This window comes from Amycolatopsis eburnea (assembly GCF_003937945.1).
GTDB lineage: Bacteria > Actinomycetota > Actinomycetes > Mycobacteriales > Pseudonocardiaceae > Amycolatopsis > Amycolatopsis eburnea.
Window position 1 is genome coordinate 137,044 of sequence record NZ_RSEC01000055.1, and the last position, 23,783, is coordinate 160,826.

Annotated in this window: 23 protein-coding genes; 11 read left to right on the forward strand and 12 right to left on the reverse strand. The window is 71.0% G+C overall.

From position 1 onward, the window contains the following. Positions 1–27 precede the first annotated feature (27 nt). The 8 genes from EIY87_RS25265 to EIY87_RS25300 are packed head-to-tail and all read right to left on the reverse strand — an operon-like array spanning position 28 to position 9,952. Positions 28–1,401: a beta-N-acetylhexosaminidase gene (locus EIY87_RS25265; protein WP_125312371.1), complete on the reverse strand. Its 1,374-nt coding sequence runs from the start codon at positions 1,399–1,401 to the stop codon at positions 28–30. A 1-nt stretch (position 1,402) separates the two neighbouring features. Next, positions 1,403–2,251 carry a carbohydrate ABC transporter permease gene (locus EIY87_RS25270; RefSeq protein WP_125312372.1) on the reverse strand — a complete coding sequence of 283 codons (849 nt, stop codon included), beginning with the start codon at positions 2,249–2,251 and terminating at the stop codon, positions 1,403–1,405. Continuing rightward, positions 2,242–3,189: a carbohydrate ABC transporter permease gene (locus tag EIY87_RS25275; protein ID WP_125312373.1), complete on the reverse strand. Its 948-nt coding sequence runs from the start codon at positions 3,187–3,189 to the stop codon at positions 2,242–2,244. The genes EIY87_RS25270 and EIY87_RS25275 overlap by 10 nt, the downstream gene beginning before the upstream one ends. Beyond that, positions 3,189–4,472 carry an extracellular solute-binding protein gene (locus EIY87_RS25280; protein ID WP_125312374.1) on the reverse strand — a complete coding sequence of 428 codons (1,284 nt, stop codon included), beginning with the start codon at positions 4,470–4,472 and terminating at the stop codon, positions 3,189–3,191. Before EIY87_RS25280 ends, EIY87_RS25275 begins: the two co-directional genes overlap by 1 nt. Positions 4,473–4,497: 25 nt before the next feature. Continuing rightward, a complete protein-coding gene (locus EIY87_RS25285; RefSeq protein WP_125312375.1) occupies positions 4,498–5,625 on the reverse strand; it encodes a lactonase family protein in 1,128 nt (375 codons plus the stop codon). 48 nt (positions 5,626–5,673) lie between these two features. Beyond that, positions 5,674–7,062, reverse strand: coding sequence for a GntP family permease (locus tag EIY87_RS25290; protein ID WP_125312376.1), 1,389 nt, complete (start codon positions 7,060–7,062; stop codon positions 5,674–5,676). Continuing rightward, on the reverse strand, positions 7,059–8,654 hold the full coding sequence (locus EIY87_RS25295) for an N-acyl-D-amino-acid deacylase family protein (RefSeq protein ID WP_125312377.1): 1,596 nt from the start codon (positions 8,652–8,654) through the stop codon (positions 7,059–7,061). The genes EIY87_RS25290 and EIY87_RS25295 overlap by 4 nt, the downstream gene beginning before the upstream one ends. Then, complete coding sequence (locus EIY87_RS25300; RefSeq protein ID WP_125312378.1) at positions 8,654–9,952, reverse strand: amino acid deaminase; 1,299 nt, start codon at positions 9,950–9,952, stop codon at positions 8,654–8,656. The genes EIY87_RS25295 and EIY87_RS25300 overlap by 1 nt, the downstream gene beginning before the upstream one ends. 151 nt (positions 9,953–10,103) lie before the next feature. On the opposite strand from EIY87_RS25300, the gene EIY87_RS25305 reads away from it, so the two are divergent. Genes EIY87_RS25305 through EIY87_RS25315 form a run of 3 tightly spaced genes read left to right on the forward strand, consistent with a single transcriptional unit; the run spans position 10,104 to position 12,177 of the window. Further along, positions 10,104–11,039: a sugar kinase gene (locus EIY87_RS25305; RefSeq protein ID WP_263855624.1), complete on the forward strand. Its 936-nt coding sequence runs from the start codon at positions 10,104–10,106 to the stop codon at positions 11,037–11,039. After that, positions 11,036–11,794 (forward strand): IclR family transcriptional regulator, encoded by a 759-nt coding sequence (locus EIY87_RS25310; RefSeq protein ID WP_125312380.1) that lies wholly within the window; start codon positions 11,036–11,038, stop codon positions 11,792–11,794. Before EIY87_RS25305 ends, EIY87_RS25310 begins: the two co-directional genes overlap by 4 nt. Then, entirely contained in the window at positions 11,794–12,177 is a 384-nt protein-coding gene (locus EIY87_RS25315) for a RidA family protein (RefSeq protein WP_125312381.1), read from the forward strand. Before EIY87_RS25310 ends, EIY87_RS25315 begins: the two co-directional genes overlap by 1 nt. 37 nt (positions 12,178–12,214) lie before the next feature. Here the strand turns inward: EIY87_RS25315 and EIY87_RS25320 are convergent, their stop codons facing one another. From EIY87_RS25320 to EIY87_RS25330, 3 genes are read right to left on the reverse strand one after another with little or no spacing between them, the layout of a single operon-like run. After that, positions 12,215–13,210 carry a 1-aminocyclopropane-1-carboxylate deaminase gene (locus EIY87_RS25320; protein WP_125312382.1) on the reverse strand — a complete coding sequence of 332 codons (996 nt, stop codon included), beginning with the start codon at positions 13,208–13,210 and terminating at the stop codon, positions 12,215–12,217. After that, on the reverse strand, positions 13,207–13,842 hold the full coding sequence (locus EIY87_RS25325; protein ID WP_404800096.1) for a GntR family transcriptional regulator: 636 nt from the start codon (positions 13,840–13,842) through the stop codon (positions 13,207–13,209). Before EIY87_RS25325 ends, EIY87_RS25320 begins: the two co-directional genes overlap by 4 nt. A 57-nt stretch (positions 13,843–13,899) precedes the next feature. Next, positions 13,900–14,253: a DUF1844 domain-containing protein gene (locus EIY87_RS25330; protein WP_158641355.1), complete on the reverse strand. Its 354-nt coding sequence runs from the start codon at positions 14,251–14,253 to the stop codon at positions 13,900–13,902. A gap of 197 nt (positions 14,254–14,450) precedes the next feature. Between EIY87_RS25330 and infC the strand changes: the two genes are divergently transcribed. The 6 genes from infC to pheT all read left to right on the forward strand — a co-directional run bounded on the left by infC (position 14,451) and on the right by pheT (position 20,381). Then, the gene (gene infC / locus EIY87_RS25335) at positions 14,451–15,059 is read left to right on the forward strand and encodes a translation initiation factor IF-3 (protein ID WP_125312415.1); all 609 of its coding nucleotides are present in this window, start codon (positions 14,451–14,453) and stop codon (positions 15,057–15,059) included. Between the two features lie 63 nt (positions 15,060–15,122). Further along, the gene (rpmI, locus tag EIY87_RS25340) at positions 15,123–15,317 is read left to right on the forward strand and encodes a 50S ribosomal protein L35 (protein ID WP_125312384.1); all 195 of its coding nucleotides are present in this window, start codon (positions 15,123–15,125) and stop codon (positions 15,315–15,317) included. A 68-nt stretch (positions 15,318–15,385) separates the two neighbouring features. Continuing rightward, positions 15,386–15,760, forward strand: a complete 375-nt coding sequence (rplT, locus tag EIY87_RS25345; protein WP_086672344.1) for a 50S ribosomal protein L20 — start codon at positions 15,386–15,388, stop codon at positions 15,758–15,760. Between the two features lie 23 nt (positions 15,761–15,783). Then, positions 15,784–16,572 (forward strand): TrmH family RNA methyltransferase, encoded by a 789-nt coding sequence (locus tag EIY87_RS25350; RefSeq protein WP_263855623.1) that lies wholly within the window; start codon positions 15,784–15,786, stop codon positions 16,570–16,572. A 183-nt stretch (positions 16,573–16,755) separates the two neighbouring features. Next, positions 16,756–17,817: a phenylalanine--tRNA ligase subunit alpha gene (gene pheS, locus EIY87_RS25355; protein WP_086856942.1), complete on the forward strand. Its 1,062-nt coding sequence runs from the start codon at positions 16,756–16,758 to the stop codon at positions 17,815–17,817. Next, positions 17,817–20,381: a phenylalanine--tRNA ligase subunit beta gene (gene pheT / locus EIY87_RS25360; protein ID WP_125312385.1), complete on the forward strand. Its 2,565-nt coding sequence runs from the start codon at positions 17,817–17,819 to the stop codon at positions 20,379–20,381. Before pheS ends, pheT begins: the two co-directional genes overlap by 1 nt. A 62-nt stretch (positions 20,382–20,443) precedes the next feature. Here pheT and EIY87_RS25365 read toward each other — a convergent pair whose 3' ends face one another. Continuing rightward, on the reverse strand, positions 20,444–21,133 hold the full coding sequence (locus tag EIY87_RS25365; protein ID WP_125312386.1) for a DNA alkylation repair protein: 690 nt from the start codon (positions 21,131–21,133) through the stop codon (positions 20,444–20,446). Positions 21,134–21,326: 193 nt separating this feature from the next. Here EIY87_RS25365 and EIY87_RS25370 point away from each other — a divergent pair, with 193 nt between their 5' ends. Both EIY87_RS25370 and EIY87_RS25375 read left to right on the forward strand, forming a co-directional pair. Continuing rightward, a complete protein-coding gene (locus tag EIY87_RS25370) occupies positions 21,327–22,910 on the forward strand; it encodes an alpha/beta hydrolase (RefSeq protein WP_125312387.1) in 1,584 nt (527 codons plus the stop codon). Between the two features lie 200 nt (positions 22,911–23,110). Beyond that, entirely contained in the window at positions 23,111–23,608 is a 498-nt protein-coding gene (locus EIY87_RS25375) for a helix-turn-helix domain containing protein (RefSeq protein ID WP_125312388.1), read from the forward strand. Positions 23,609–23,783 lie beyond the last annotated feature (175 nt).

Consider the following 23,783-nt stretch of genomic DNA (forward strand, 5'->3'; position numbering starts at 1 on the left):
GAGGGGTCGAGCTGGGGAACCGCTGAATCAGCGTGGCCGCCCCGGCACGCCAGGCCGGGTCTGCCACGGGTGCGGCCCGTCGAGCGGCCGGTACTCGACGCCGAGCGCGTCGAGCCGGGGGAGGTGGTGGTCGCGCAGGCGCGGCAGGAACTCCGCGTAGTCGCGATCACCGGCGCTCCACGCGACCTCCGCGAACGCCGACAGCCGCGGGAACGCCATGTAGTCGACGCGCCGGACGCTGTCCAGGTGCTCGCTCCACACCTGCGCCTGGACGCCGCGCAGTCGCGGGCCGGCGAGCGCCGGCTCGTACGCGTACACGTCCTCGAGCGTGTGCAGCTCGCCGACCGGGATCGGCTCGTCCGGGTGGTCGGCCTGGCGGTGGTCGAGGTAGACGTGCTGCTCCGGGCACATCACGACGTCGTGGCCGGCTTCGGCCGCCCGCAGGCCAGCGGCCTCGTTCTGCCACGAGCCGATCACCATCGGGGGAAGGCCGCCGATGTCGAGGACCTCGTCCCAGCCCATCGGCGTCCGGCCGCGCGAAACCAGGTGCTCGGCCAGCAGGCGGACGAACTCGCGGTGCTCGTCGGTCGCGCCCGGCGTCTCGTCGCCGCCCAGCGCGATCACCGGCGACGGGAAGATCTCCAGCAGGTGGTCGAACACCGTGCGGAAGAAGTCCAAAGTAGACGATGACGGCGAAAGCAGGGAAGTGCTGATGCCCCAGGACGTCCAGACCTCGTACGAGGATTCGGTGCCCAGCGCCGGGTACGCGGCCAGCGCCGCCCGCGCGTGGCCGGGGATGTCGATCTCCGGCACCACCGTGATGGCCCGCGCGGCCGCGTAGGCGACGATCTCCCGCAGGTCGTCGCCGGTGTAGAAACCGCCGTGCGGGCGCCCGTCCTGCGCGCCGCCGCTGCCCACCATCGACGACGGCCGCCAGCCGCCCACCGACGTCAGCTTCGGGTACTCCGGGACCTCGAAGCGCCAGCCCTGGTCGTCGGTGAGGTGCAGGTTCAGCACGTTCAGCTTGTGCGCGGCCAGCAGGTCGACGAACCGGAGCACCTCGGCCTTGGTCCGGTAGTGCCGGGCGACGTCGAGCAGGCAGCCGCGCCAGCCGAACCGCGGGTGGTCTTCCACCACGCCGCACGGCACCGAAAGCCCGGTCTCGAGCGACGCCGCCCGGAACGCGTCCGGGCCCGCGAGCTGGCGCAAAGTCTGCCGCCCGTAGAACTCCCCGGCCGCGTCGGCGCACGAGAGCACCACGCCGGACGGCGCGATCTCCAGCCGGTAGCCCTCCGGCGGCAGCGAAGCGGACCGAACGTCCACAGGGGACGGCCAGGGGCACGAACCCGCAGCGGGCGTGACCGAAATCGGGCGGGGGAGCAGGGTCTCGAAGGAAGACATGTCAGCCCTTCACGGCGCCGGCCATGCCGGACACCAGTCGTCGCTGGACGAGGACGAAGAACACGAGCACCGGGATCGTCATCAGCGTCGAGGACGCCATCACCGCACCCCAGTCGGTGTCCTCCGGCTTGAAGAACACCAGGATCGCCTGCGGCAGCGTCTGGTTCTCGGTCTTGGAGATGATGAACGTCTTCGCGAACAGGAAGTCGTTCCAGGCGTGGATGAACGCGAGCACGCTCACCGCGACCAACCCGGGCGCCACCAACGGGAACAGGATCTGCCAGGTGAACCGCATCCGCGACGCACCGTCCAATTTGGCCGCTTCTTCGAGTTCGGCCGGTACCGCGGCGACGAACCCGCGCAGCATCCAGATCGCGAACGGCAGGCTGAACGCCAGGTGCACCAGCACCAGCGAGCCCAGTTCGTTGAGCCCGAACGCCGGTACCACGCCGCCGATCTGGCGCATCAGGAAGAACAGCGGGATGGTCAGCGCCTCCACCGGCACCATCTGCGCGACCAGCGTCATCACCAGCAGCACGGTCCGGCCCTTGAACGAGAACCGCGTCAGCGCGACCGCCGACAGGAACGACAGCAGCAGCGACAGCGCCACGACGACCAGGGCCACGAGCAGGCTGTTGAGGAAGAAGCGCCCGAACCCGGACACCGTGAGCACGCGCGAAAAGCTGTCGAACGACGGGCTGAACGTCCACGGCTTGGGGTTCGCCGACTGGATCTCACCCGGCGGCTTCACCGCCGACAGCAGCATCCAGTACAGCGGGAACGCGATCAGCCCGGCGATGACGATGGTGACGGCTTCGGCGACCAGGCGCCCAGGACGGTTCACAGCCATGCCGCGCTCCGGCGCTGCGACCGGACGTACAGCCCGGTGATCGACAGCAGCAACAGCGTCATCACGACTCCGATCGCCGACCCGAGGCCGTATTCCTGCCCGGCGAAGGCTTGTTGGTAGGCGTAGACGTTGAGCACGAGGTTGCGCCCGGCCACGCCGCCGCCGTTGGTCATCACGTAGATCTGGGTGAACACCTTGAAGTCCCAGATGATCGACTGGACGGTCGCGATCATCAGCAGTGGCCGCACCATCGGCAGCACGATCGACCAGCTCGCGCGCCACACCGACGCGCCGTCGAGCGACGCGGCCTCGAGCACCTCGTCCGGTACGCCCTTGATCCCCGCGTACATCGTGACCAGCACGAACGGGAACGAGCACCAGATGACCTCGGCGGCGACCAGGCCGAACGCGCCGAGCGTGCCGAACGTCCACGAGTGGTGCTCGAACGGCAGCCCGAGCCCGGTCAGCACCTCGTTGACCAGGCCGAAGTCGGTGTCGAAGAGGAACAGCCAGACGTAGGAGCCCGCGATCGCCGGCGTCGACCACGCGCCCAGCGCGGCCAGGAACAGCAGCGACCGGGGGAGCGAACGCACCCGCGAAGCCAGCACCGCGAGCCCGGTGCCGACGATCAGCGAACCGACGACGCAGGCCGCGGCGAACCCGACCGTCTTGCCGAGCACGGTCCAGAACTGCGCCTGGGACAACAGGTCCGCGTAGTTCGCGAAACCGAGGAACACCAGCGGCGCGTTGCCCGCGGCCTGCGGCTGGCCGTAGTCGTAGAACGAGATCAGGACGAGCTGGTAGATCGGGTAGGCCAGCATCGCGGCGAGCAGGATGCCCGCCGGGGCGAGGTAGAGCGCCGCGGCCCGCCCGTCCCCCTGCCGCCGCGGCTTCCGCGCGGGAGCCGTGACGGCAGGGGCCTCTTGGACGGTCACCACTAGCCGAAGGCCTTGTCCATCGCGGCCGCGGCGTCGGTGAGGGCCGCCGCGGGGTCCTTGCCGCCGGTCGCGATCTGCTGCACGGCGGTGGGCAGGACGTTCTGGCTGTCGATCTTCGACCACGCCGGCGTCGCCGGGACGAACTTCGTGCCGGACTTCAGCGTGTCGACGAACGGCTTGAGGAACGGGTCGTTCGCGGCGAGCTTCTGCTGCACGCTGCTCAGCGTCGGCAGGTTCCCCATCGCCGTGTACATCTTCTCCTGATACTTCGCGCCGCCCAGCAGCTCGATGAACTCCAGCGCCAGGCTGCGGTGCTTGCTCGCGTTGAAGACGCCGAGCAGGTTGCCGCCGGCGAACGCGGGGGCGATCTTGCCCGGCGTGGCGCCCGGCAGCGGGACGACGGCGTACTTGACCTTCGCCGCGCCCTGTTCGACGGCCTTGCGGTTGAAGTCGCCGCCGATGGTCATCCCGGCCTTGCCGCCGGCGAACGCCGTGACGCTCTGCGTGCCGGTGAGGTTCGCGCACTGCGCGGGCGGGCAGACGTCGTCCTTGAGCAGCGACGCGTACTGCGTGACGCCGGTCTTGGCCTGCTCGTCGGCGACGGCCGACTTCCACTTGCCGCCGGTGTCCTTGGCCAGCTCACCGCCGTTGGCCCAGAGGAACGGCAGCATCGCGTAGGTGTACTTGCCGCCGACGGCGATGCCGTAGAGGTCCGGCTTGGCGGCGCGGATCCGGCGGGCGGTGTCGGCCAGCTCGGTCAGCGTCGCGGGCGGCTTCAGGCCCAGCTCGGTGAAGACGTCCGTGCGGTAGTAGAGCGCGCGGATGCCGGTGTACCAGGGCAGGCCGTAGGTCTTGCCGCCGGACTTCGCCGTGTCGAGCACGGTCGGGATGAGGTCTTTGCCCTCGCTCCACGACGCGAGGTCGCCGCTGAGGTCGGCCAGCGCGCCGGTGGCGGCGTAGCTGGAGACGTCGGTGTTGCCGAATTCGGCGGCGTCCGGCGCGTTGTTGGGATCGTTGAAGGCGCCGGAGAACTTGTCGGCGCGGCCCTCGACCGGCACCCACTGGACGTCGACGTCGACGCCTTGGTGCGCGGCCTTGAACTCGGTGATGGCCTCCTTGACCGCGGCCTCCTTCGGCGCGCGGTTGGCCTCGTCGAACAGCCAGACGCGGACGGTGCCGGTCTTGTCGTCCCCGCCGCCGCCCGCGGGGGCGGACTGGGTGGGCGCGCAGCCGGCCAACAGGGCCACCGCGGCGAAAACGGGCAGGGTGCGGCGCAGTCTCATGGTGTGCTCCAGTGGGGACCGGGGATCAGGCGAAGTAGACGGAGTTGACGCTGCCGACGGCGAGCGAGCCGGCGGGGGCACCGGGCAGGCCGGTGGCCGGGTCGCGGGGCAGCCAGGTGACGGTGCCGGAGCGCTGGTTCGAGACGTAGAACCAGTTCTCCGCCGGGTCGAGGACCACGTGCCGCGGCCAGTTGCCGCCGGTGGCCACAGTGGACACCAGCTTCAGCGAAGCGCCGTCCACGGCGAACGTCGCGAGGGTGTTGGGGCCGCGGACGGTGGCGTAGGCGAACTTCCCGTCCTTCGACAGCGCGATCTCACCGGGGTACAGCTCGCCGGTGCTGCCCGGCGGCACGGCCGGGACGACGGAAAGCGCCTTCAGCGTGCCGGTGGCCGCGTCCCAGCTCGCCACCGTCACCTCCGGCCGCAGCTCCTGCAGGATGTAGGCGAACGCGCCGGTCCTGTCGAACGCGAGGTGCCGCGGCCCGGCGCCGGCGGGCAGTTTCAGTTGCTGGTGCGGGGAAAGCTTTCCGGTGGCGACGTCGAGGGAGTAGACGTACACCGAGTCGGCCCCGAGGTCGACCGCCAGCACCCAGCGGCCGGTCGGGTCGTTGACGACCTGGTGCGCGTGCGCCTGCCCGGAATCCGCGTGGTGCGTCACGAGATCCGTGGCCGCGCCGAGCTTGCCTCCGGCCACGATCGGCAGCACGACGACGCTGCCCGAGCTGTAGTTCGCGGCCAGCACGTACTTCTGGCTCGAGTGCACGCTCAGGTGCGTGGGCGCGCCGCCCTTCGACGAAACCTTGTTGAGCAGCTTCGGCTTCGTGGCGTCGGCGACGTTCAGCGCCGAGACGTACCCGGCGGGATCGCCTTCGTTGGTGACGTACAGCGTCTTGCCGTCGGCGCTGCGGTCGAACCACGACGTGTCGGTGATGCCCGGCACGGTCCGGACGGGGCCGAGGGTGGCTCCCGTCCGGACCGAGACGTCGAGGCCGTGCCCGGTGGCTCCGCTGGTGTAACTGCCGATGTACGCGGTTCCCCCGACGATGCAGCCCTTCGAAGTGGTGACCGCGGCGGCGGCCTGCGCACCGAGAACGGTCGCGGCACCCGCTCCCGCGGCGGCGCCGAGGAACGTACGACGGGAAAGTCCGGTCATCGTCTTTGTCTCCCAACGGTTCGGGCGGCGGCTTTGCTCCAGTATGGTCTAGACCACGGCCATGAGCAATGCCGAAACCCCGAAACCGGAAAGGGAAAGCACGGTTTCCAGTGCGGTCCAGGACTTCAGCGTCTGCGGCACCGTCAGGTTGAAGTACCGCGAAACGATCCAGAAGCCGCCGTCGTTGACGTGCGAGGCGATGATCGACCCCGCCGAGATCGCCATGACCAGCAGTGCCAGCTGGACCTGCGAGTACCCGAGCTGCGCCACGGTCGGCGCGACGATCCCGCTCGTGGTCACGATGGCGACCGTCGCCGAGCCCTGCGCGATCCGCATGCCGCAGCTGATCACGTACGCCGCGAGCAGCACCGGCAGCCCGGCGTCGTGCAGGGAATCGGCCACGGCCTTGCCGATCCCGGTGGCCGAGAGCACCGCGCCGAAGAACGCGCCCGCGCCGACGACCAGCAGGATCATCGCGACCGGCCGCAGCGACTTCGCGGCCAGCTCGTTGAGGTCCTTGCCGGTGAACCCGCGCCGCAGCCCGAGCAGCCAGGACGCGAGCAGCACGGCGACGGTCAGCGCGACCGCGGGCGTGCCGATGAACGCGGCGACCCCGGCGAGCGCGGAACCCTTGGGCAGCCAGATGCTGCCGAACGTGCCGGCCAGGATCAGCACCAGCGGCACCGCGATGATCGCGGCGACCAGGCCCAGCGACGGCGGGTTCGCCTCCTTCTCGCCTTCTTCCTCGGCGAAGACCATGTCCTCGGGCACGTCGACGACGATCCGCTTGCCGATCCACGTCGAGTACAGCACGCCGCCGATGAGGAACGCGGGGATGCCGCAGGCCAGGCCCATCAGGATGATCCAGCCGAGCTCGACGTGCAGCAGGCCGGCCGCGGCCACCGGGCCGGGGTGCGGCGGCAGGAACGCGTGCGTGATCGACAGGCCGGCCAGCAGCGGCATCGCGTACAGCACCAGCGACTTGCCGCCCTGCTTGGCGGCGACGTAGACGAGCGGAGCCAGCACGAAGATGCCGATGTCGAAGAACACCGGGATGCCGAAGACGAACCCGGCGACACCCATCGCCAGCGGCGCCCGCTTCTCGCCGAACGACCGCAGCAGCGCGCTGGTGAGCACCTTCGCGCCACCGGAGCGTTCCAGGATCGACCCGAGGATCGTGCCCAGGCCGATGATCGCCGTGATGTGCCCGAGGATGCTGCCGAACCCCTTCTCCAGCAAGGAATCCGACGCCTTCTGGGCCGAGCCGACGATCGTCCCGACGGGCAGGCCCGCGGCCAGCGCCGTCAGCAGGCCGACCACGATCAGCGCGATGAACGGCTCCAGCTTGAGCTTGATGATCAGCACCAGCAGGACGGCGATCGAGACGGCGGCGAGCGTCAGCAGCCCGCCCGTGGTGTGTTGCAGCCAGTGGATCATCGGGCTCTCCGGGGGTTGCGCAGGGAGTGTCCGGCGAGGGCGCCGGTGGGGGTTCCCTCGTCGAGGGCGGCGACGCCGTTGACGAAGACGTGGGTGATCCCGGCGGCGGCCTGCCGGGGATCGTCGAAGGTGGCGGTGTCGGTGACCGCCTCGGGGTCGAACAGCACCAGGTCGGCGGCGTACCCGGCGCGGACCAGCCCGCGGTCGGCCAGCCGCAGCCGCCGCGCGGCCCGCCCGGTCAGGTGGGCGACGCACTCGGCGAGGTCGAGCACACCCAGCTCGCGGACGTACCGGGCGAGGTAGCGGGGGAACGTGCCCCACGCGCGCGGGTGCGGCCGGGCGCCGACGAGGAGGCCGTCGCTGCCGCCGGTGTGCGTGCGGTGCCGCATGATCGCCTGGACGTTCTCCTCGTGCCCGACGTGCATCAGGCACGACGTCCCGAGCTTTTCGTCCAGCAGCGTGTCGAAGTAGAGGTTCGCGGGAGTCACGTTCGCCTTGATCGCCGACGCCGCGACGCTGTGCCCGACGAGGTGGGCGTTGTGGTCGTTGCGGACGCCGTTGATTTCGATGGCGTCCCAGTCGATCGGGACGCCGTGCGCACCGTCCGAACCGGACTCCTCGATGGCCACCCGGATCCGCTCGCGCGTGTCCACATCGGACAACCGGGCCAGCGTCGGCTCGAGGCCGCCTTCGGTCGCCCAGCTCGGCAGCAGCGCGGAGAGGTAGGTCGCGCCGGGCAGGTACGGGTAGGTGTCGAGGCTGATGTCGCAGCCGTCGTCGAGCGCGTCGTCGAGGAGCTTCAGCAGGTCGGGTGCCTTGCCCTTGTTGACCGAGAAGTTCATCGTCGCGTGCGCCAGGTGCAGCGGGCAGCCGGACTGCCTGCTGACGTCGATCATCTCGGCGAACGCTTCCAGCGCGCCCTTGCCGTAGCTGCGGTGGTGCGGGCTGTAGAACCCGCCGCCTTCGCCGACGACGCGGCACAGCTCGACCAGCTCGCTCGTCCCCGCGTACATCCCCGGGGTGTAGGTGAGCCCGGACGACATCCCCATCGCGCCCTCGGCGAGCCCGGTCGCGACGAGTTCCTTCATGCGGTTCATTTCCGCGTCGGTCGCGGGCCGGTCGTCGAAGCCGACGGCGAGCATCCGGACGGTGCCCTGCGGCACGAGGTAGGCGGCGTTGACGGCGATGCCCCGGTCGAGGCGGTCGAGGTACTCGCCGACCGAGCGCCAGTTCCAGTCGAACCCGGCCGGGTCGTCGTTCCAGCCCGCGAGCTGCTGCCGGAGCGCTTCGAGCACGGCGTCGTCGACGGGGGCGTAGGACAGCCCGTCCTGGCCGAGCACCTCGGTCGTGACGCCCTGGGTGATCTTCGCCGGGTGGTCCGGGTTGGCCAGCAGCTGCAGGTCGGAGTGCGAGTGCATGTCGATGAACCCGGGCGCGAGCACGAGCCCGGCGGCGTCGATGGTCCGGCCGCCGGTCAGCGAGCCCGGGTCGCCGACGTCCGCGATCCGGCCGTCGCTGATGCCGACGTCGTGGCGGGAGAGGGGCTCGCCGGTGCCGTCCGCGACCAGCGCGTCCTTGATGACGACGTCCATCAGAACCACGTCCGGACGAGGTCGACGACGGTTTCGCCGTCGGCCGCGGTCACCGGCAGCAGCGGCCACTTGTCGAACACCGTGCAGGGGTGCGAGAGGCCGAGCCCGATCCAGTCGCCGACCTCGACCGGCGACCCCGGCGGCAGCGTGAGGAACGCGTGCTGGTCGTTCATCTTCGCCACGACGTGCCCTTCGAGCGGCTCCGCCGGTCCGTCCACTGTGCGGCGCAGCTGCGGCTCGGGCATGCCTTCGTCGAAGGACGCGTCGCGCTTGCCGATGGTCAGCAGCGCGAGGGTGTCCGACGGCTTCGACGTCACCTGTGCCCAGGCCCGCAGCGCCGGCCGGAACGACTCGACGCCGTCGATGCGCGGGTGGTCGCCGAGCGGCGAGATCTCGCGGTAGAAGCCGTCGTCGTGGGTGAGGTAGGCGCCGCTGCGCAGTACCGGCAGCACGTCGAGGCCGGCCGGCCACGGCTTGGTGAGTTCGTTCGCCACCTGGTCGAAGTACGCGCTGCCGCCGGCGGTGACGATGATCTGCCCGTCGAGGAGTCCCTTGTCCGCGAAGGAGATCGCGAGGTCGCGCAGACCATCCACATAGGAGCTGATCTTCGCGAGCGCGGCTTCGTCGGTGTGGTGGGAGAGCGCGCCTTCGTAGCCGCCGGTGCCGCGCAGCCGCAGCACCGGGCTGGCGTCCACGGCTTCGGCGACGGCCCAGGCGGTGGCGGTGTCGCGGACGCCGGTGCGGCCACCGTCGGCGCCGAGTTCGACCAGGACGTCGACCGGGCGCTCGCTGCCCGCGAGGGCTTCGGTCATCAGCTCGACGCCGCGCACCGAGTCGACCCAGCAGACGAACTCGAAGCCCGGGTCCGCGGCCAGCTCGGCGGCCAGCCAGCGCAGGCCGGCCGGGTCGAGGAGCTGGTTGGCCAGCAGGACCCGCGAGACGCCGAACGCGCGGTAGATCCGGAGGTGACCGGCGTTCGCGCAGGTGATGCCCCACGCGCCGTGCTCGATCTGGCGCGCGAACAGCTGCGGCGCCATGGTCGTCTTGCCGTGCGGGGCGAGCACGACCCCGCGCGCGGCGCACCACGCGGCCATCGTCCGCAGGTTGTGCTCGAGAGCTTCGTCGTCGAGCACGACGAAGGGTGCGAAGAACCCGTCGGTGAAGAGGTTGAGCCCGCGGTCCGCGGCTTCTTCCAGGGTGAGCCCGGTCAGGGCGGGGGCGGCGGAGCGGAACCGCCAGTCGACGCGCTCCCGGCGGAGGGCGTCGAGCGCGGCGGTGTCCATGGTGCAGTCGTTCATCGGCGGCGACCTCTGTTGCGTATGTTGCAACGACTGTTGCGCATTTTGAGTGTCATAGGTGTAGCATCCGGGTCGCTACAGGTCAACGGGGTGAAGGGCAGGGAGACGGACAGTGACGAGCGGGCCCGAGGTGCTGTGTGTCGGCGAGTCGATGGCGATGTTCGTGCCCGCCGAAGCCGGCCCGCCGGACGAGGTGAAGCAGTGGCTGCGCACGATCGGCGGCGCCGAATCGAACGTGGCCTGCAACCTGCCGGCGCTGGGGGTTTCGAGCGGCTGGGTGAGCGCCGTCGGGGACGACCCGTTCGGCCGCGCGATGGTCCGCGAAATCGCGGCGAAGGGCGTCGACGTCAGCGCGTGCTCCGTCGACCCGCTCCGCCCGACCGGGCTGTACATCAAGGAAAGCGGCGCGGGCGGCAGCCCGGTGCGCTACTACCGGACCGGCTCGGCCGCCTCGGCGATGGGCCCCGAGGTCCTCGACCGGCTCGACCTCGACGGCGTCCGCGTGCTCCACCTGTCCGGCATCACGCCGGCGTTGTCCGACAGCTGCCTCGCGCTGGTCCGCGCGCTCTTGGACCTGCCGCGCGGCGACCGGCTGATCTCGTTCGACGTCAACTTCCGCCCCGCGCTCTGGACCGGCCGCGACCCGAGCCTGCTCGCGGAGCTGGCCGGGCAGGCCGACATCGTGCTGACCGGCGACGACGAAGCCCAGCGCGTGTGGGGGACCGGCGACCCGGCCGAACTGCGCGCCCTCCTGCCGGGCCCGCGCACGCTCGTCGTCAAGCACGGCGAGCGCGGCGCGACCCTGGTCGAAGGCGAGCCGCTGTTCTCGCCGGCGCTGCGGGTCGACGTCGTCGAGCCGGTCGGCGCCGGGGACGCGTTCGCCGCCGGCTTCCTCGCCGCCACCCTGCGTGGCGCCGAGCCCCTGGCCCGCTTGCGCCAAGGTCACCTGCAGGCCGCCGTCACCCTGCTCACCCACGACGACGTCGGGGTCCCCCTGCCGCGCTCGGTGGTGGATAGCCTGCTCCAGGCGGATCCGGACGAGTGGCGTTCGGCCCGGCTGACCGGAGAGGGGCTGGTGCGGACGTGAGCCAAAGCCTGGACCGCGCGCTGACGCTGTTGAACTCGATCGCGAAGGACGCGCGCACCCTGGACGACCTCGCCGACGAGATCGGCGTGCACAAGTCGACCGTGCTGCGGTTGCTGCGCACCCTCGAGCAGCACCACTTCGTCCGCCGCGAAGGCGCCCGCCACTACCGGCTGGGCAGTGCGATGTTCGACCTGGCCAACCAGGCGCTCGACTCGATCGACGTCCGGCGCAGCGCCCAGCCCGCGCTGGCCGCGCTCAACGCGCGCACCGGTCACACCGTGCACCTGGCCAGCTACGACGACGGCGAAGTCGTCTACATCGACAAGTACGAGGGCCGCCATTCGGTGCGGATGTACTCGCGCGTCGGCAAGCGCGCGCCGCTGCACTGCACGGCGGTGGGGAAGGTGCTGGTCGCGGCGATGCCCGCGGCCCGGCGCGAGGAGATCGCGCGGTCGATCGAGTACCCGGTGCTGACGCCGAACACGATCACCTCGGCGTCGGACTTCCTGGCGGAGCTGGAGCGCGTCGCGCGGCTCGGGTACGCCGTCGACAACGCCGAGCACGAGGACTTCATCCACTGCATCGCGGCGCCGGTCCGCGGTGCGGACGGCGAAGTGCTGGCCGCCGCGTCGATGTCGGTGCCGAAGGTGCTGCTCGACTACGAAGGCCTGCTCGCGCTGGTACCGGACCTGCGCGCCGCGACCACGGAAGCTTCCGTCCACAGTGGATGGACGGAGAACGGAAAGGGGCACTGATGAGCAAGACGGCAGTTTCCACCGAGAACGCGCCGAAGCCGCCGGCGAAGTTCTCGCAGGCCGTCCGCAAGGGGAACCTGCTGCAGGTCGCCGGCCAGGTCGCGTTCGACCCCGCGACGGGCGCGATCGTCGGCGACGACGTCGTGGGACAGACCCGGCAGACGTTCAAGAACATCGAGGCCGTGCTGGCGGAGGCGGGCTCGAGCCTGGCGGACGCGATCATGGTCCGGGTGTACCTGACCGACACGGCGCACTTCGCGCCGTTCAACGAGGTCTACAACGAGCTGATCGGCGAGGCCCCGCACGCCGCGCGCACGACGGTGTACGTCGGCCTCCCGGGCGAGCTGCTCGTCGAGATCGACGTGCTCTGCGTGCTGGACTGAGGCTTTCCCCGGGGCCGGCTTCCCGGCCCCGGGGTGCTCAGCCGAGGACGCTCGTGTAGCCGTTGAGCGCGGGCTGCCCGCCGAGGTGGGCGTAGAGGACGTTCGAGTCCTTCGCGATTTCACCGTTCTTGACGAGGTCGATGAGCCCCGCCATGGACTTGCCCTCGTACACCGGGTCCGTGATCATGCCCTCCAGCCGGGCGCACGTCTCGATCGCGTCCACTGTGGACTTGTCCGGGATGCCGTAGATCCCCGCGTGGTACCGGTCGTCCAGCTCGACCTCGGGGATCTCGCCCGCCCCGATCAGCTCGGCGGTGTTGCGCGCGATCCGCGTGATCTGTTCGCGCGTCTCGGCCGGCTTCGCGGAGGCGTCGATGCCGAGGATGCGCCGGCTCTTGTTGCCGGCCACCCCGGCGACCATGCCGCCCTGCGTGCTGCCGGTGACCGAGCAGACGACCACCGTGTCGAAGAAGACGCCGAGTTCTTCTTCCTGCTGTTCCAGCTCGACGATCCAGTTCGCGAAGCCCAGCCCGCCGAGCCGGTGGTCCGAGGCGCCCGCCGGGATGGCGTAGGGCTTCCCGCCCCGCTCTTCGATCTCGGCGACCGCATCCTCCCACGCCTGCTTGAAGCCGATGCCGAAGCCTGCCTGGACGAGCCGGACGTCCGCACCGAGGATGCGCGAGAGCTGGATGTTGCCGACCTTGTCGTAGAGCGGGTCGTGCCAGTCGACCCAGCTCTCCTGCACGAGCACGGCCTTGAGCCCGGCCCGCGCCGCGGCGGCCGCGACCTGCCGGGTGTGGTTGGACTGGACGCCGCCGATCGAGACGAGCGTGTCCGCGCCTTGGTCCAGGGCGTCCGCGACCAGGTATTCGAGCTTGCGGGTCTTGTTGCCGCCGTAGGCGAGCCCGGAGTTGACGTCCTCGCGCTTGGCCCAGACCTGCGCGCCGCCGAGGTGCTCGGTGAGCCGCTCGAGGGGGTGCACCGGCGACGGGCCGAACAGCAGCGGGTAGCGGGGGAAGTCGGCGAGGGTCATCGGTCCTCCAGGAGGTCGGTCCAGATGGTGGCGATCACGGAGACGGCGGTGGCGGTGTCGTGGGCTTCGAGGGCGTCGATGAGCTTCGTGTGGCGCAGGACCGAGTTCCAGGCCGACGCCGAGCTGAACCGGGCGTGTTCCAGGCGGCGCAGCAGGGGTGTGTAGCGGTCGAGGGTCGCGGCGACGGCGGCGTTGCCCGCCAGGCGGACGGGGATGGCGTGCAGTTCGTCGTCCGCGTCGACGGCTGCCTTGACGTCCCCGGCTTCGATCGCCTTCGCGAACCGGTCGTTGGCCGCGCGCATGTCGGCGACGTCGGCCGGCCGGCACCTGGGGGCGGCCTCCCGGACGGCGAACTCGTGGAGCACGCGGACGATCTGGCGGGCGTCGATGACGTCGCGGGACATGACGTCGGAGACGCGCGTGTAGCTCTGCGGCTTGGACTCGGCGAGCCCGTCGTCGGCCAGCCGCCGGAGTGCTTCGCGGACGGGGGCTTTCGAGAGGCCGAGCTGCTCGGCGAGGTCGCCGTCCCGAAGGGGGGTGCCCGGCGGCAGTGTGCCGTCGACGATGGCTTGGCGGATGCGGTCGTACGCCTCGTCTCGGAGCAGCGGGCGGGTGACCTTTGAGAGACTCACATCTAACATGTTAGATGTCGGAAAACTCGTCCGGCAAGGTACCGGGCGAGTGAAAGGTCAGTAGATGGGTCCGGTGTACTTTTCCCCGGGGCCTTGGCCCGGCGGGTCGGGCACGACCGAAGCCTCGCGGAAGGCCTTCTGGAGCGACTGGAGACCGTCGCGCAACGGGCCGGCGTGCAGGCCCAGGTACTCGGCGGACGCCGTCACGAGCCCGGCGAGCGCGGTGATCAGCCGGCGGGCCTCGTCGAGGTCGCGGTGCGGGGAGGTCTCCGGGTCGGCGTCGGCGAGACCGAGCCGCTCGGCACCGGCCGACAGCAGCATCACGGCCGCGCGGCTGATCACCTCCACGCTCGGGATCTCCTCGAGCTGCCGGGTGGAATAGGGGGGCTGTTCGGGGGGTTGTTCTGACACGTCTGGTACCCTTCCACGAGCGACCAGCCCTCGAGCGATCGGGGGCGGCAAGTGGAGCCCCGCTCCCACCCGCGTCACCGCTCAGGTGGCCGGGTCCGGTCTCGCCCGGACGTAGTCCAGGGTGAAGAAGTGTCCTCCGGGACACGATCGGAAACAGAGTGGGCCCCGCGCACCGACAGGTGACCGGGGCCTTCGCTATGTGGGCACCAGGTCGAAACGAGAACAGGAAACATTCCTCGGACCAAGGAGGCCCCATCAGCTCCGAGACACGCATCAACGACCGAATCCGGGTGCCGGAGGTCCGCCTCGTCGGGCCCGCCGGCGAGCAGGTCGGCATCGTCCGGATCGAGGATGCGCTGCGCCTGGCGCAGGAGAACGACCTCGACCTCGTCGAGGTCGCGCCGCAGGCCCGCCCGCCGGTGTGCAAGCTCATGGACTTCGGCCAGTTCAAGTACGAGAGCGCGCAGAAGGCCCGTGAGTCGCGGCGCAACCAGCAGCTGACCGTCATCAAGGAACAGAAGCTGCGCCCCAAGATCGACCAGCACGACTACGAGACCAAGAAGGGTCACGTGTCGCGCTTCCTGGCGGCGGGCAACAAGGTCAAGGTCACGATCATGTTCCGTGGTCGCGAGCAGTCCCGGCCGGAGCTCGGTTTCCGGCTGCTGCAGAAGCTCGCCGACGACGTGACCGAGCTGGGCTTCGTGGAGTCGTCGCCCAAGCAGGACGGTCGCAACATGATCATGGTGCTGGCCCCGCACAAGAACGTGAAGCCGAAGGCCAAGGCCGAGGCGGCCCCCGAGGCGTAAGCGCCGACCAGCACGAGCGGCTCACCGGATCTCCGGTGAGCCGCCGCACGAAAGAGGACTGAAATGCCGAAGATGAAGACCCACAGCGGGACGTCCAAGCGGATCCGCGTCACGGGCTCGGGCAAGCTGCGCCGCCAGAAGGCCGGTCGCCGCCACCTGATGGAGAAGAAGTCGAACCGCCTCACCCGCCGGCTCGAAGGCACCACCGAGCTGGCGAAGACCGAGGCCGGCCGCGTCAAGCGCCTGCTCGGCATCTGATCCCGCAGAACTTGCTGTAACCACCCGGGGCGTCCCCCTTCGCCCCCTGAGATCGACAGGATGGACCCGTGGCACGCGTCAAGCGGGCGGTCAACGCCCAGAAGAAGCGTCGCGCAACTCTCGAACTGGCCAGCGGCTACCGCGGCCAGCGTTCGCGGCTGTACCGCAAGGCCAAGGAGCAGACGCTTCACTCGCTCAACTACGCCTACCGGGACCGCCGTGCCCGCAAGGGTGACTTCCGCCAGCTGTGGATCACCCGCATCAACGCGGCGGCTCGCGCGAACGGCGTGACCTACAACCGGTTCATCCAGGGCATCAAGGCCGCGGGTGTCGAGGTCGACCGCAAGATCCTCGCGGACCTCGCCGTCAACGACGCCGCCGCCTTCACCGCGCTGGCCGAGCTCGCCAAGGCCAACGTGAACACCGAAGCGAAGTCGGCCTGACCGGCAGCTTTCCCCGGCCCGGGGTGGATCCGTTCACCGAACGGACCCCCCGGGTCGTTGCTGCGCGCAAGCTGACGCGGCGCGCGGAACGCGACAAGACCGGCCGGTTCCTGGCCGAAGGCGCCAACGCCGTCGAGGCCGCGCTGGCCGCCGGCACGGTGCACGAGCTGTTCGTCACAGCCCGCGCGGCGGAGCAGCACGCGGACCTGGTCGACGCCGCCCGCGCGGCCGGCGTAGCCGTCTCGCCGATCACCGACCGCGCCGCCGACGGCCTGTCGGAAACCGTGACGCCCCAGGGCATCGTGGCCGTCTGCGCGCTGCTGGACCGTCCCCTCGAAGAGGCCGTGACCCCGGGCGCCCGGCTCGTCGTGGTGCTCGTCGACGTCGCCGACCCCGGCAACGCGGGCACCGTGATCCGCGTCGCCGACGCCGCGGGCGCCGACGCGGTCGTCCTGGCCGGCGACACCGTCGACCCGCACAACGGCAAGTGCGTCCGCGCCGCCGCCGGCAGCCTCTTCCACCTGCCGATCACGCGCGTCCGCGACGTCCCCGCCGCGCTGGCCGCCTGCTCGGCCGCGGGCCTGCGGACGTTCGCCGCCCACGGCTACGCCGAAGCCGAACTCGATCGGGTGGACCTCACCGCGCCGACCGCGTGGGTGTTCGGCAACGAGGCCCACGGCCTGCCCGCCGACGTCCTCGAGCGCACCGACCTGGCGGTCCGCATCCCGTTGTACGGCAAGGCGGAGAGCCTCAACCTCGCCACCGCGGCGGCGGTCTGCGTCTACACGAGCGCGATGGCGGCACACCGCTGAGCGAGGTCGCGGAGCCCGGCGTCGCAGGGGATTTTCCACGCGCGTTGAGCGCGTAGCCGCACGGCCCCGGGGCGACCGGGGGCGCGCCGACCCGATCCCATAGACTTTTCCCGCCTTTGACCTCTCGTGCGCCGCGTGTCCGGCGGCGCACGAACGACCAGTCCCAGCGGACGCCGAGGAGTTATGTCCGGAGCCAAGGAAAAGGAAGCCCAGGGCGCGGTACTGGCCCCCGAGACGCTGCAGGAGGCGGTCAAGGCCGCCGAAGCGGCGTTCGCCGCCGCGACCGGGCTCGAGGCGCTGGCCGAGGTCAAGCCGGCGCACCTCGGTGACCAGGCCCCGGTGGGCCTGGCCCGCCGCGAGATCGGCGCCCTGCCCAAGCAGGAGAAGGCCGAGGCGGGCAAGCGCGTCAACGAGGCCCGGCAGGCCGTCCAGGCCGCCTTCGACGCCCGCCGCGCCGAGCTCCAGGTGGAGCGCGACGAGCGGGTCCTGCGCGAAGAGGCCGTCGACGTCACCCTGCCGTGGGATCGCGTCCCGCGCGGCGCCCGCCACCCGATCAGCACCATCTCCGAGCGCGTCGCGGACGCGTTCGTCGCGATGGGCTACGAGGTCGCCGAGGGCCCCGAGCTCGAAGCCGAGTGGTTCAACTTCGACGCCCTGAACTTCGGCAAGGACCACCCGGCCCGCCAGCTGCAGGACACGTTCTACGTCGGCGAAGAGGACTCCGGCCTGGTGCTGCGCACGCACACCTCGCCGGTGCAGGCCCGCACGCTGCTGCACCGCGACCTGCCGGTGTACGTCGTCTGCCCGGGCCGGACGTACCGCACCGACGAGCTGGACTCGACCCACACCCCGGTGTTCACCCAGGTCGAGGGCCTCGCGGTGGACAAGGGCATCACCATGGCGCACCTCAAGGGCACCCTGGACGCCTTCGCCCGCGCGATGTTCGGCGAGAGCTCCAAGACCCGCCTGCGCCCGCACTTCTTCCCGTTCACCGAGCCGTCCGCCGAGGTCGACGTCTGGTTCGAGGAGAAGAAGGGCGGCCCCGGCTGGGTCGAGTGGGGTGGCTGCGGCATGGTCAACCCGAACGTCCTGCGCGCCTGCGGCGTCGACCCCGACGTGTACTCGGGCTTCGCCTTCGGCATGGGCATCGAGCGCACCCTGCAGTTCCGCAACGGGATCCCGGACATGCGCGACATGGTGGAGGGCGACGTCCGCTTCACCCTTCCCTTCGGAACGGAGGCGTAGTGCGAGTCCCAGTCAGCTGGCTGACCGAACACCTCGATCTCGCTGAGGAGGTCACCCCGCAGGACCTGGCCGACGCCTTCGTGCGGATCGGCGTCGAGGTCGACGACCTGAGCGAGCTCGGGCCCGTCACCGGACCGCTGGTCGTCGGCCGGGTGGCCGAGATCGAAGAGCTCACCGAGTTCAAGAAGCCGGTCCGGTTCTGCCGCGTCGACGTCGGCGAGCCCGCCGACGAAGCCGAAGAGCTGGACGACGAGGAAGACGAAGACGAGGACGACGAAGCCGGCGAGTTCGACGAGGGCCCGCACGGCATCAAGACCCGCGGCATCATCTGCGGCGCGCGCAACTTCACCGAGGGCGACCTGGTCGTCGTCGCGCTGCCCGGCGCCGTCCTGCCCGGCGACTTCGCGATCGCGTCCCGCAAGACGTACGGCCGCATCAGCGACGGCATGATCTGCTCGGCCCGCGAGCTCGGCCTCGGCGACGACCACACCGGCATCCTCGTGCTGCCCTCGGGCACGGCGAGCCCGGGCGACGACGCCCAGGAGCTCCTCGGCCTGAACGACACGGTCATCGAGCTGGCCCCGACCCCGGACCGCGGCTACGCGCTGTCGATCCGCGGCCTGGCCCGCGAGCTGTCGAACGCGCTGGACGTCCCGTTCGGCGACCCGGCGCTGCTCGAGGTCCCGGCGGCCGAGGGCGACGCCTGGCCGGTCCACGTCGAGGACCCGGAAGGCTGCCCGCGGTTCGTGCTGCGCCGGGTCACCGGCCTGGACGCGACCGCGCCGACCCCGTGGTGGATGCGCCGTCGGCTGATGCTGGCCGGCATCCGCTCCATTTCGCTGGCCGTCGACGTCACGAACTACGTGATGCTCGAGCTCGGCCACCCGCTGCACGCGTTCGCCACCAAGGCCATCCAGGGCGACCTGGTGGTCCGGCGCGCGAAGGCGGGCGAGAAGCTGACGACGCTGGACGACGTCGAGCGCGCGCTCGACCCGGACGACATCGTCATCGCCGACGACAGCGGCGTCATCTCGCTAGCGGGCACGATGGGCGGCGCGAGCACCGAGATCACGACGGAGAGCACCGACGTCCTGCTCGAGGCGGCGCACTGGAACCCGGCCGCGATCAGCCGCACCGCACGGCGGCACAAGCTGTTCTCCGAGGCCGCCAAGCGCTTCGAGCGGTTCACCGACCCGCAGCTGTGCCCGGCCGCCGTCGAGCTGGCCGCCCGCCTGCTGCGCCAGTACGGCGACGCCTCGATCCGCCCCGGCCGCACCGACGAAGGCACCGTCGAGCCCAACCCGCCGGTCGTCATGCCGATCAACCTGCCCGACAAGGTCGCGGGCGTGAACTACCAGCGCGGCGTCACGGTCCGCCGGCTCACCCAGATCGGCTGCAAGGTCTCGGTGACCACGGGCGACGACGGCACCGGCCTGGTCACGGCGACCCCGCCGAGCTGGCGCGGCGACCTGCGCCAGCCCGCCGACCTCGTCGAAGAGGTCCTGCGGCTGGAGGGCTACGACAGCATCCCGTCGACGCTGCCCGCCGCCCCCGCGGGCCGCGGCCTGACCGACGCCCAGCGGCGCGTCCGGGGTGTTTCCCGGGCCCTCGCCGAGTCGGGGTACATCGAGGTGCGCCCGTTCCCGTTCGTCAGCGACGCGGTGTGGGACGCCTTCGGCCTGCCGGCGGACGACGTCCGCCGCAATGCGGTCGTGGTCCGCAACCCGCTGGAGGCCGACCGCAACCGGCTGGCCACCACGCTGCTGCCCGGCCTGCTGGACACGCTGCAGCGCAACGTGTCCCGGGGGATGAAGGATGTCTCGCTGTACCACATCGGCCAGGTCGTGCTGCCCGCGCCGAACCCGCTGAAGGTCCCGGACCTCGGCGTCGACCACCGCCCGACCGACGAGGAGCTGGCCCTCCTCGAAGCGGCGGTCCCGCTGCAGCCCCTGCACGTCGCGGTGGTCCTGTCGGGCAACCGCCGCCGCGCGGGCTGGTGGGGCGGCGGCGAGCCGGCGAACTGGGCCGACGCGGTCCAGGCCGCCCGCACGGTCGCGGAAGCCGCCGGTGTCGAGCTGACGGTCCAGGCGACCGACCTCCCGCCGTGGCACCCGGGCCGCTGCGCCCAGCTCCGCGTCGGCGACTGGCCGGTCGGCCACGCCGGCGAGCTGCACCCCAAGGTGGTCGAGGCCCTCGGCCTGCCGCCGCGGACGGTCGCGATGGAGCTGGACCTGGACGCGATCCCGCTGCCGGACTCCCGCCCCGCCCCGAGCGTGTCGGGTTACCCGCCGGTGTTGCTCGACGTCGCCCTGGTGGCGGCGTCGGACGTCCCGTCGGCCGACCTCGCGGCGGTGCTGCGCGAGGGAGCGGGCGAGCTCCTCGAGGACATCACGCTGTTCGACGTGTACGCGGGCGAGCAGGTCGGCGAGGGCAAGCGTTCGCTGGCGTACAAGCTCCGCTTCCGCGCGGCCGACCGCACCCTGACGGTCGACGAGGCCACCAAGGCCCGCGACGCGGCAGTGGCCGCGGCAGGCGAGCGCTTCGAGGCGGCCCTGCGCGCCTGACGGAACGCACCACGTTGACGAAGGAGGGCCGGGCGACCGGCCCTTCTTCGCGTTCCGGCCCGTCAGCCGAGGTGCTTGAGCGCCTCCCGCCGCGACAGTCCGGACAGCCCCGGGTGATCGTCCACGAAGGACCGCACCCACTCCGGCGCCGTCTTCGCGTAGTCCCGCAACGCCCACCCGATTCCCTTGCGCAGGAAGAACTCCGGCTCGGCGATCGCGGGCTCGATCGCCCGGGTCAGCAGGTCCGTGTCGGTCTCCTCCTTGGCGCCGACCTGGCAGATGATCGCCGTCCGCCGGCGCCACAGGTCGGCGTCGGCCGCCCAGCTCAGCATCACCGGCGTGACCCGGGCACGCTCGGCGCGGAGGATCGGCCCGACCCGGCGGATCGCCAGCTCGTCCACGTGGTCCCACCAGGCCCCGCTGACGATCATTTCCTCGTACATCGGGAGCAGCCCGGCGTCCTGCCACCCGCGGTACGCCCGAAATCCGGAAAGGTCGATGGCCGCGTAGCGCTCTTCGCGGAATTCGGCGGTCCGCCACAACTCCAGGACGGTCGCTGAATATGTCACCCGATCGGGCAGTATGTGGTCGGCCAGTACCCGCTTCATCAGCGTGCTGCGCTGCGGCTTCGCCACCCCGCGGAACGGCATCGCCGACTTCATGTACGCCTGCATCGCCGGCGCTTTCGCCGGGTCGGCCAGCTCCGCCAGCCCGGTGCGGATCGCCTTGACCAGCCGATCGTCCACGTTCACCCGTCCTCCCCACGCCCTCCGGCGACCCGCAGCGTACTGCCGGCCACCGACAGTTCCGGCGCTCGACGGCGGGCGCAGGTACCGACGAAAGGCGGATGGCGGAAGGCGCGTCGGTCGGCGAGATTGTCCAGGGTTGCCGGTAGTTTCGCCGGACTACGGCGAACGCTGTCGAATGCGGACGAAAAGGACGACTGTGAAAAGAATCGTTGCCGCCGTCGCCGCCGCGGGACTCGCGGCCGGGCTGATGGCCGCCGCGCCCGCCGCGTCGGCGGATCCCGGGGTGCAGTTCACCCCCGCGCCGATCGCCTGGGGGCCCTGCGCGTCGGCGAGCCTCAAGGCCAACGGCGCCGAGTGCGGGTTCCTCGAGGTGCCGATGGACTACGCGAAGCCGGGCGGGGCGAAGGTCTCCGTCGCGGTGTCGCGGATCAAGCACAAGACCGCGCAGTCCCAGGGCATCATGCTCGTGAACCCGGGTGGCCCGGGTGGTTCCGGCCTCGGGCTCTCCGTGCTCGGCAAGTACGTGCCGAACCACGCGGGTGACAACTACGACTGGATCGGCTTCGACCCGCGGGGCGTCGGGTCCAGCAAGCCCTCGATCAGCTGCGACGGGAACTACTTCAGCTACAACCGGCCGGCGTACGTCCCGACCACGCCGCAGCTGGAGAAAACGTGGCTCGCCCGCTCGAAGGGGTACGCCGACGCGTGCCGCAAGAACGGCGAGATCCTCGACCACATCAAGACGACCGACGTCGCGCAGGACATGGACAGCCTGCGCAAGGCGCTGGGCGAGAAGCAGATCAACTACTACGGCTTCTCCTACGGCACCTACCTCGGCCAGGTCTACAGCACGCTGTACCCGAAGAACGTCCGCCGGATGGTGCTCGACGGCAACGTCGACCCGCGGAAGGTCTGGTACGAGGCCAACCTCGACCAGGACGTCGCCTTCGACAAGAACATCAAGATCTACTTCGACTGGCTGGCGTCCTACGACAACGTCTACCACCTCGGCAAGACCGGCGGCGCCGTCGAGAAGCTGTGGTACGACACCCAGCGCAAGCTCGCCAAGAACCCCGCGGGCGGGGTCATCGGCGGCGACGAGTGGACCGACATCTTCCTGCAGGCCGGCTACTACGTCTTCGGCTGGGTCGACATGGCCAAGGCCTTCGACGGTTACGTGCACAAGGGTGACTGGCAGACGCTCAAGGCGCTCTACGACGACTCGAACCCGCCGGGCGACGACAACGGGTTCGCCGTCTACCTCGGCGTGCAGTGCACCGACGTGCAGTGGCCGACCAACTGGAACAAGTGGCGCGCCGACAACTGGATCACCTACTTCAAGGCCCCGTTCGAGACCTGGGGCAACGCCTGGTTCAACGCGCCCTGCGTGTTCTGGCCGGCGAAGGCGGGCAAGCCGGTGAACATCGACGGCAGCAAGGTGGCCGGTGCGCTGCTCATCAGCGAAGAGCTCGACGCCGCCACGCCGTACGCCGGCAGCCTCGAGGTCCGCAAGCGGTTCCCGAAGTCGAGCCTGATCAGCGCGCCGGGCGGCACCACGCACGCCGGCTCGCTGTCCGGGGTGTCCTGTGTGGACGACAGGATCGCCGACTACCTGGCCACCGGCACCCTGCCGACGCGCCAGCCCGGCAACCACTCGGACGTCCAGTGCGACCCGGTGCCGGCGCCGGTGCCCGACGGCGCCGCGGCGCAGAAGTCGGACAGCTCCGCGAAGGCGGCCCAGGAGAAGCAGAGCACGCTCGCGCAGCTGCTGCACTTCTGACCGCAAGTCCCACCCGGTGCCCCGGTCCGGCTCGTCCGGACCGGGGCACCGTCTTGTCCGCCGGTGTCTCATCGTCGCCTCCTCGTGACGGGGTGTGCTTGCCCGGGACGTTAGGGGAGGGGCCCGACAATTTCGGAGCGAAGTCGGCCGTGAGCAGCGCGTGGCCGAAAATTGTCGGGGGTGCGCGCTAGCTTCGCGGCATGTCGATCATCGAACAGCGCCGGACCGAGATCCGGGCACAGGAAACCACCTACCACGTCGTGGTCGCGACCAGGACGGACGTCGACCGCGCCGAACCGACCCCCAAGGTCATGATTACGCTGGAAGCCGGCGGTCCCGACGGCGAACCGGTCGTCGAGGGCAGCCTCGACCTGGACGTCGCGGTGGCGGCCACGGTCGCCGACCTGGTCGCGGACGAGCTGCTCTCCGCGACCGGCGCGGCCCGGCCGACCCGGCGAAGATCCGCCGGCCGCCCCGCCCAGCAAGGGCGCCCGTGGAACGACGAGCTGGACGCGGAGCTGGAGGCCCGCTGGATCGCGGGCGAGAGCGTCGCCGAAATCGCGACGTCGTTCGAGCGCACCCCCGGCGGCATCCGCGCCCGCCTGCCCCGCGTCGGCTGCGACCCGGAGAACCCGGGCTGCTACCTGCCCGTACCGCCGAGCAGGCGCACGGACCTGGACGGAGGCGAGCCGAGCTGACCAGCGGCGGTGGGCCGGTCCACCTCGGACCGGCCCACCGCCCCGAGCGGGGGGAGAAATCCAGTGAGCAGACCATCGACGAACAGCCGAACCGCTGCGGCACGCCCGGCTGATGCCGGCGCCGGAGCGGTGCGGGAGCGAGCGCGGCCGTCGACCGTGTCCGTCCGCGTCGAAC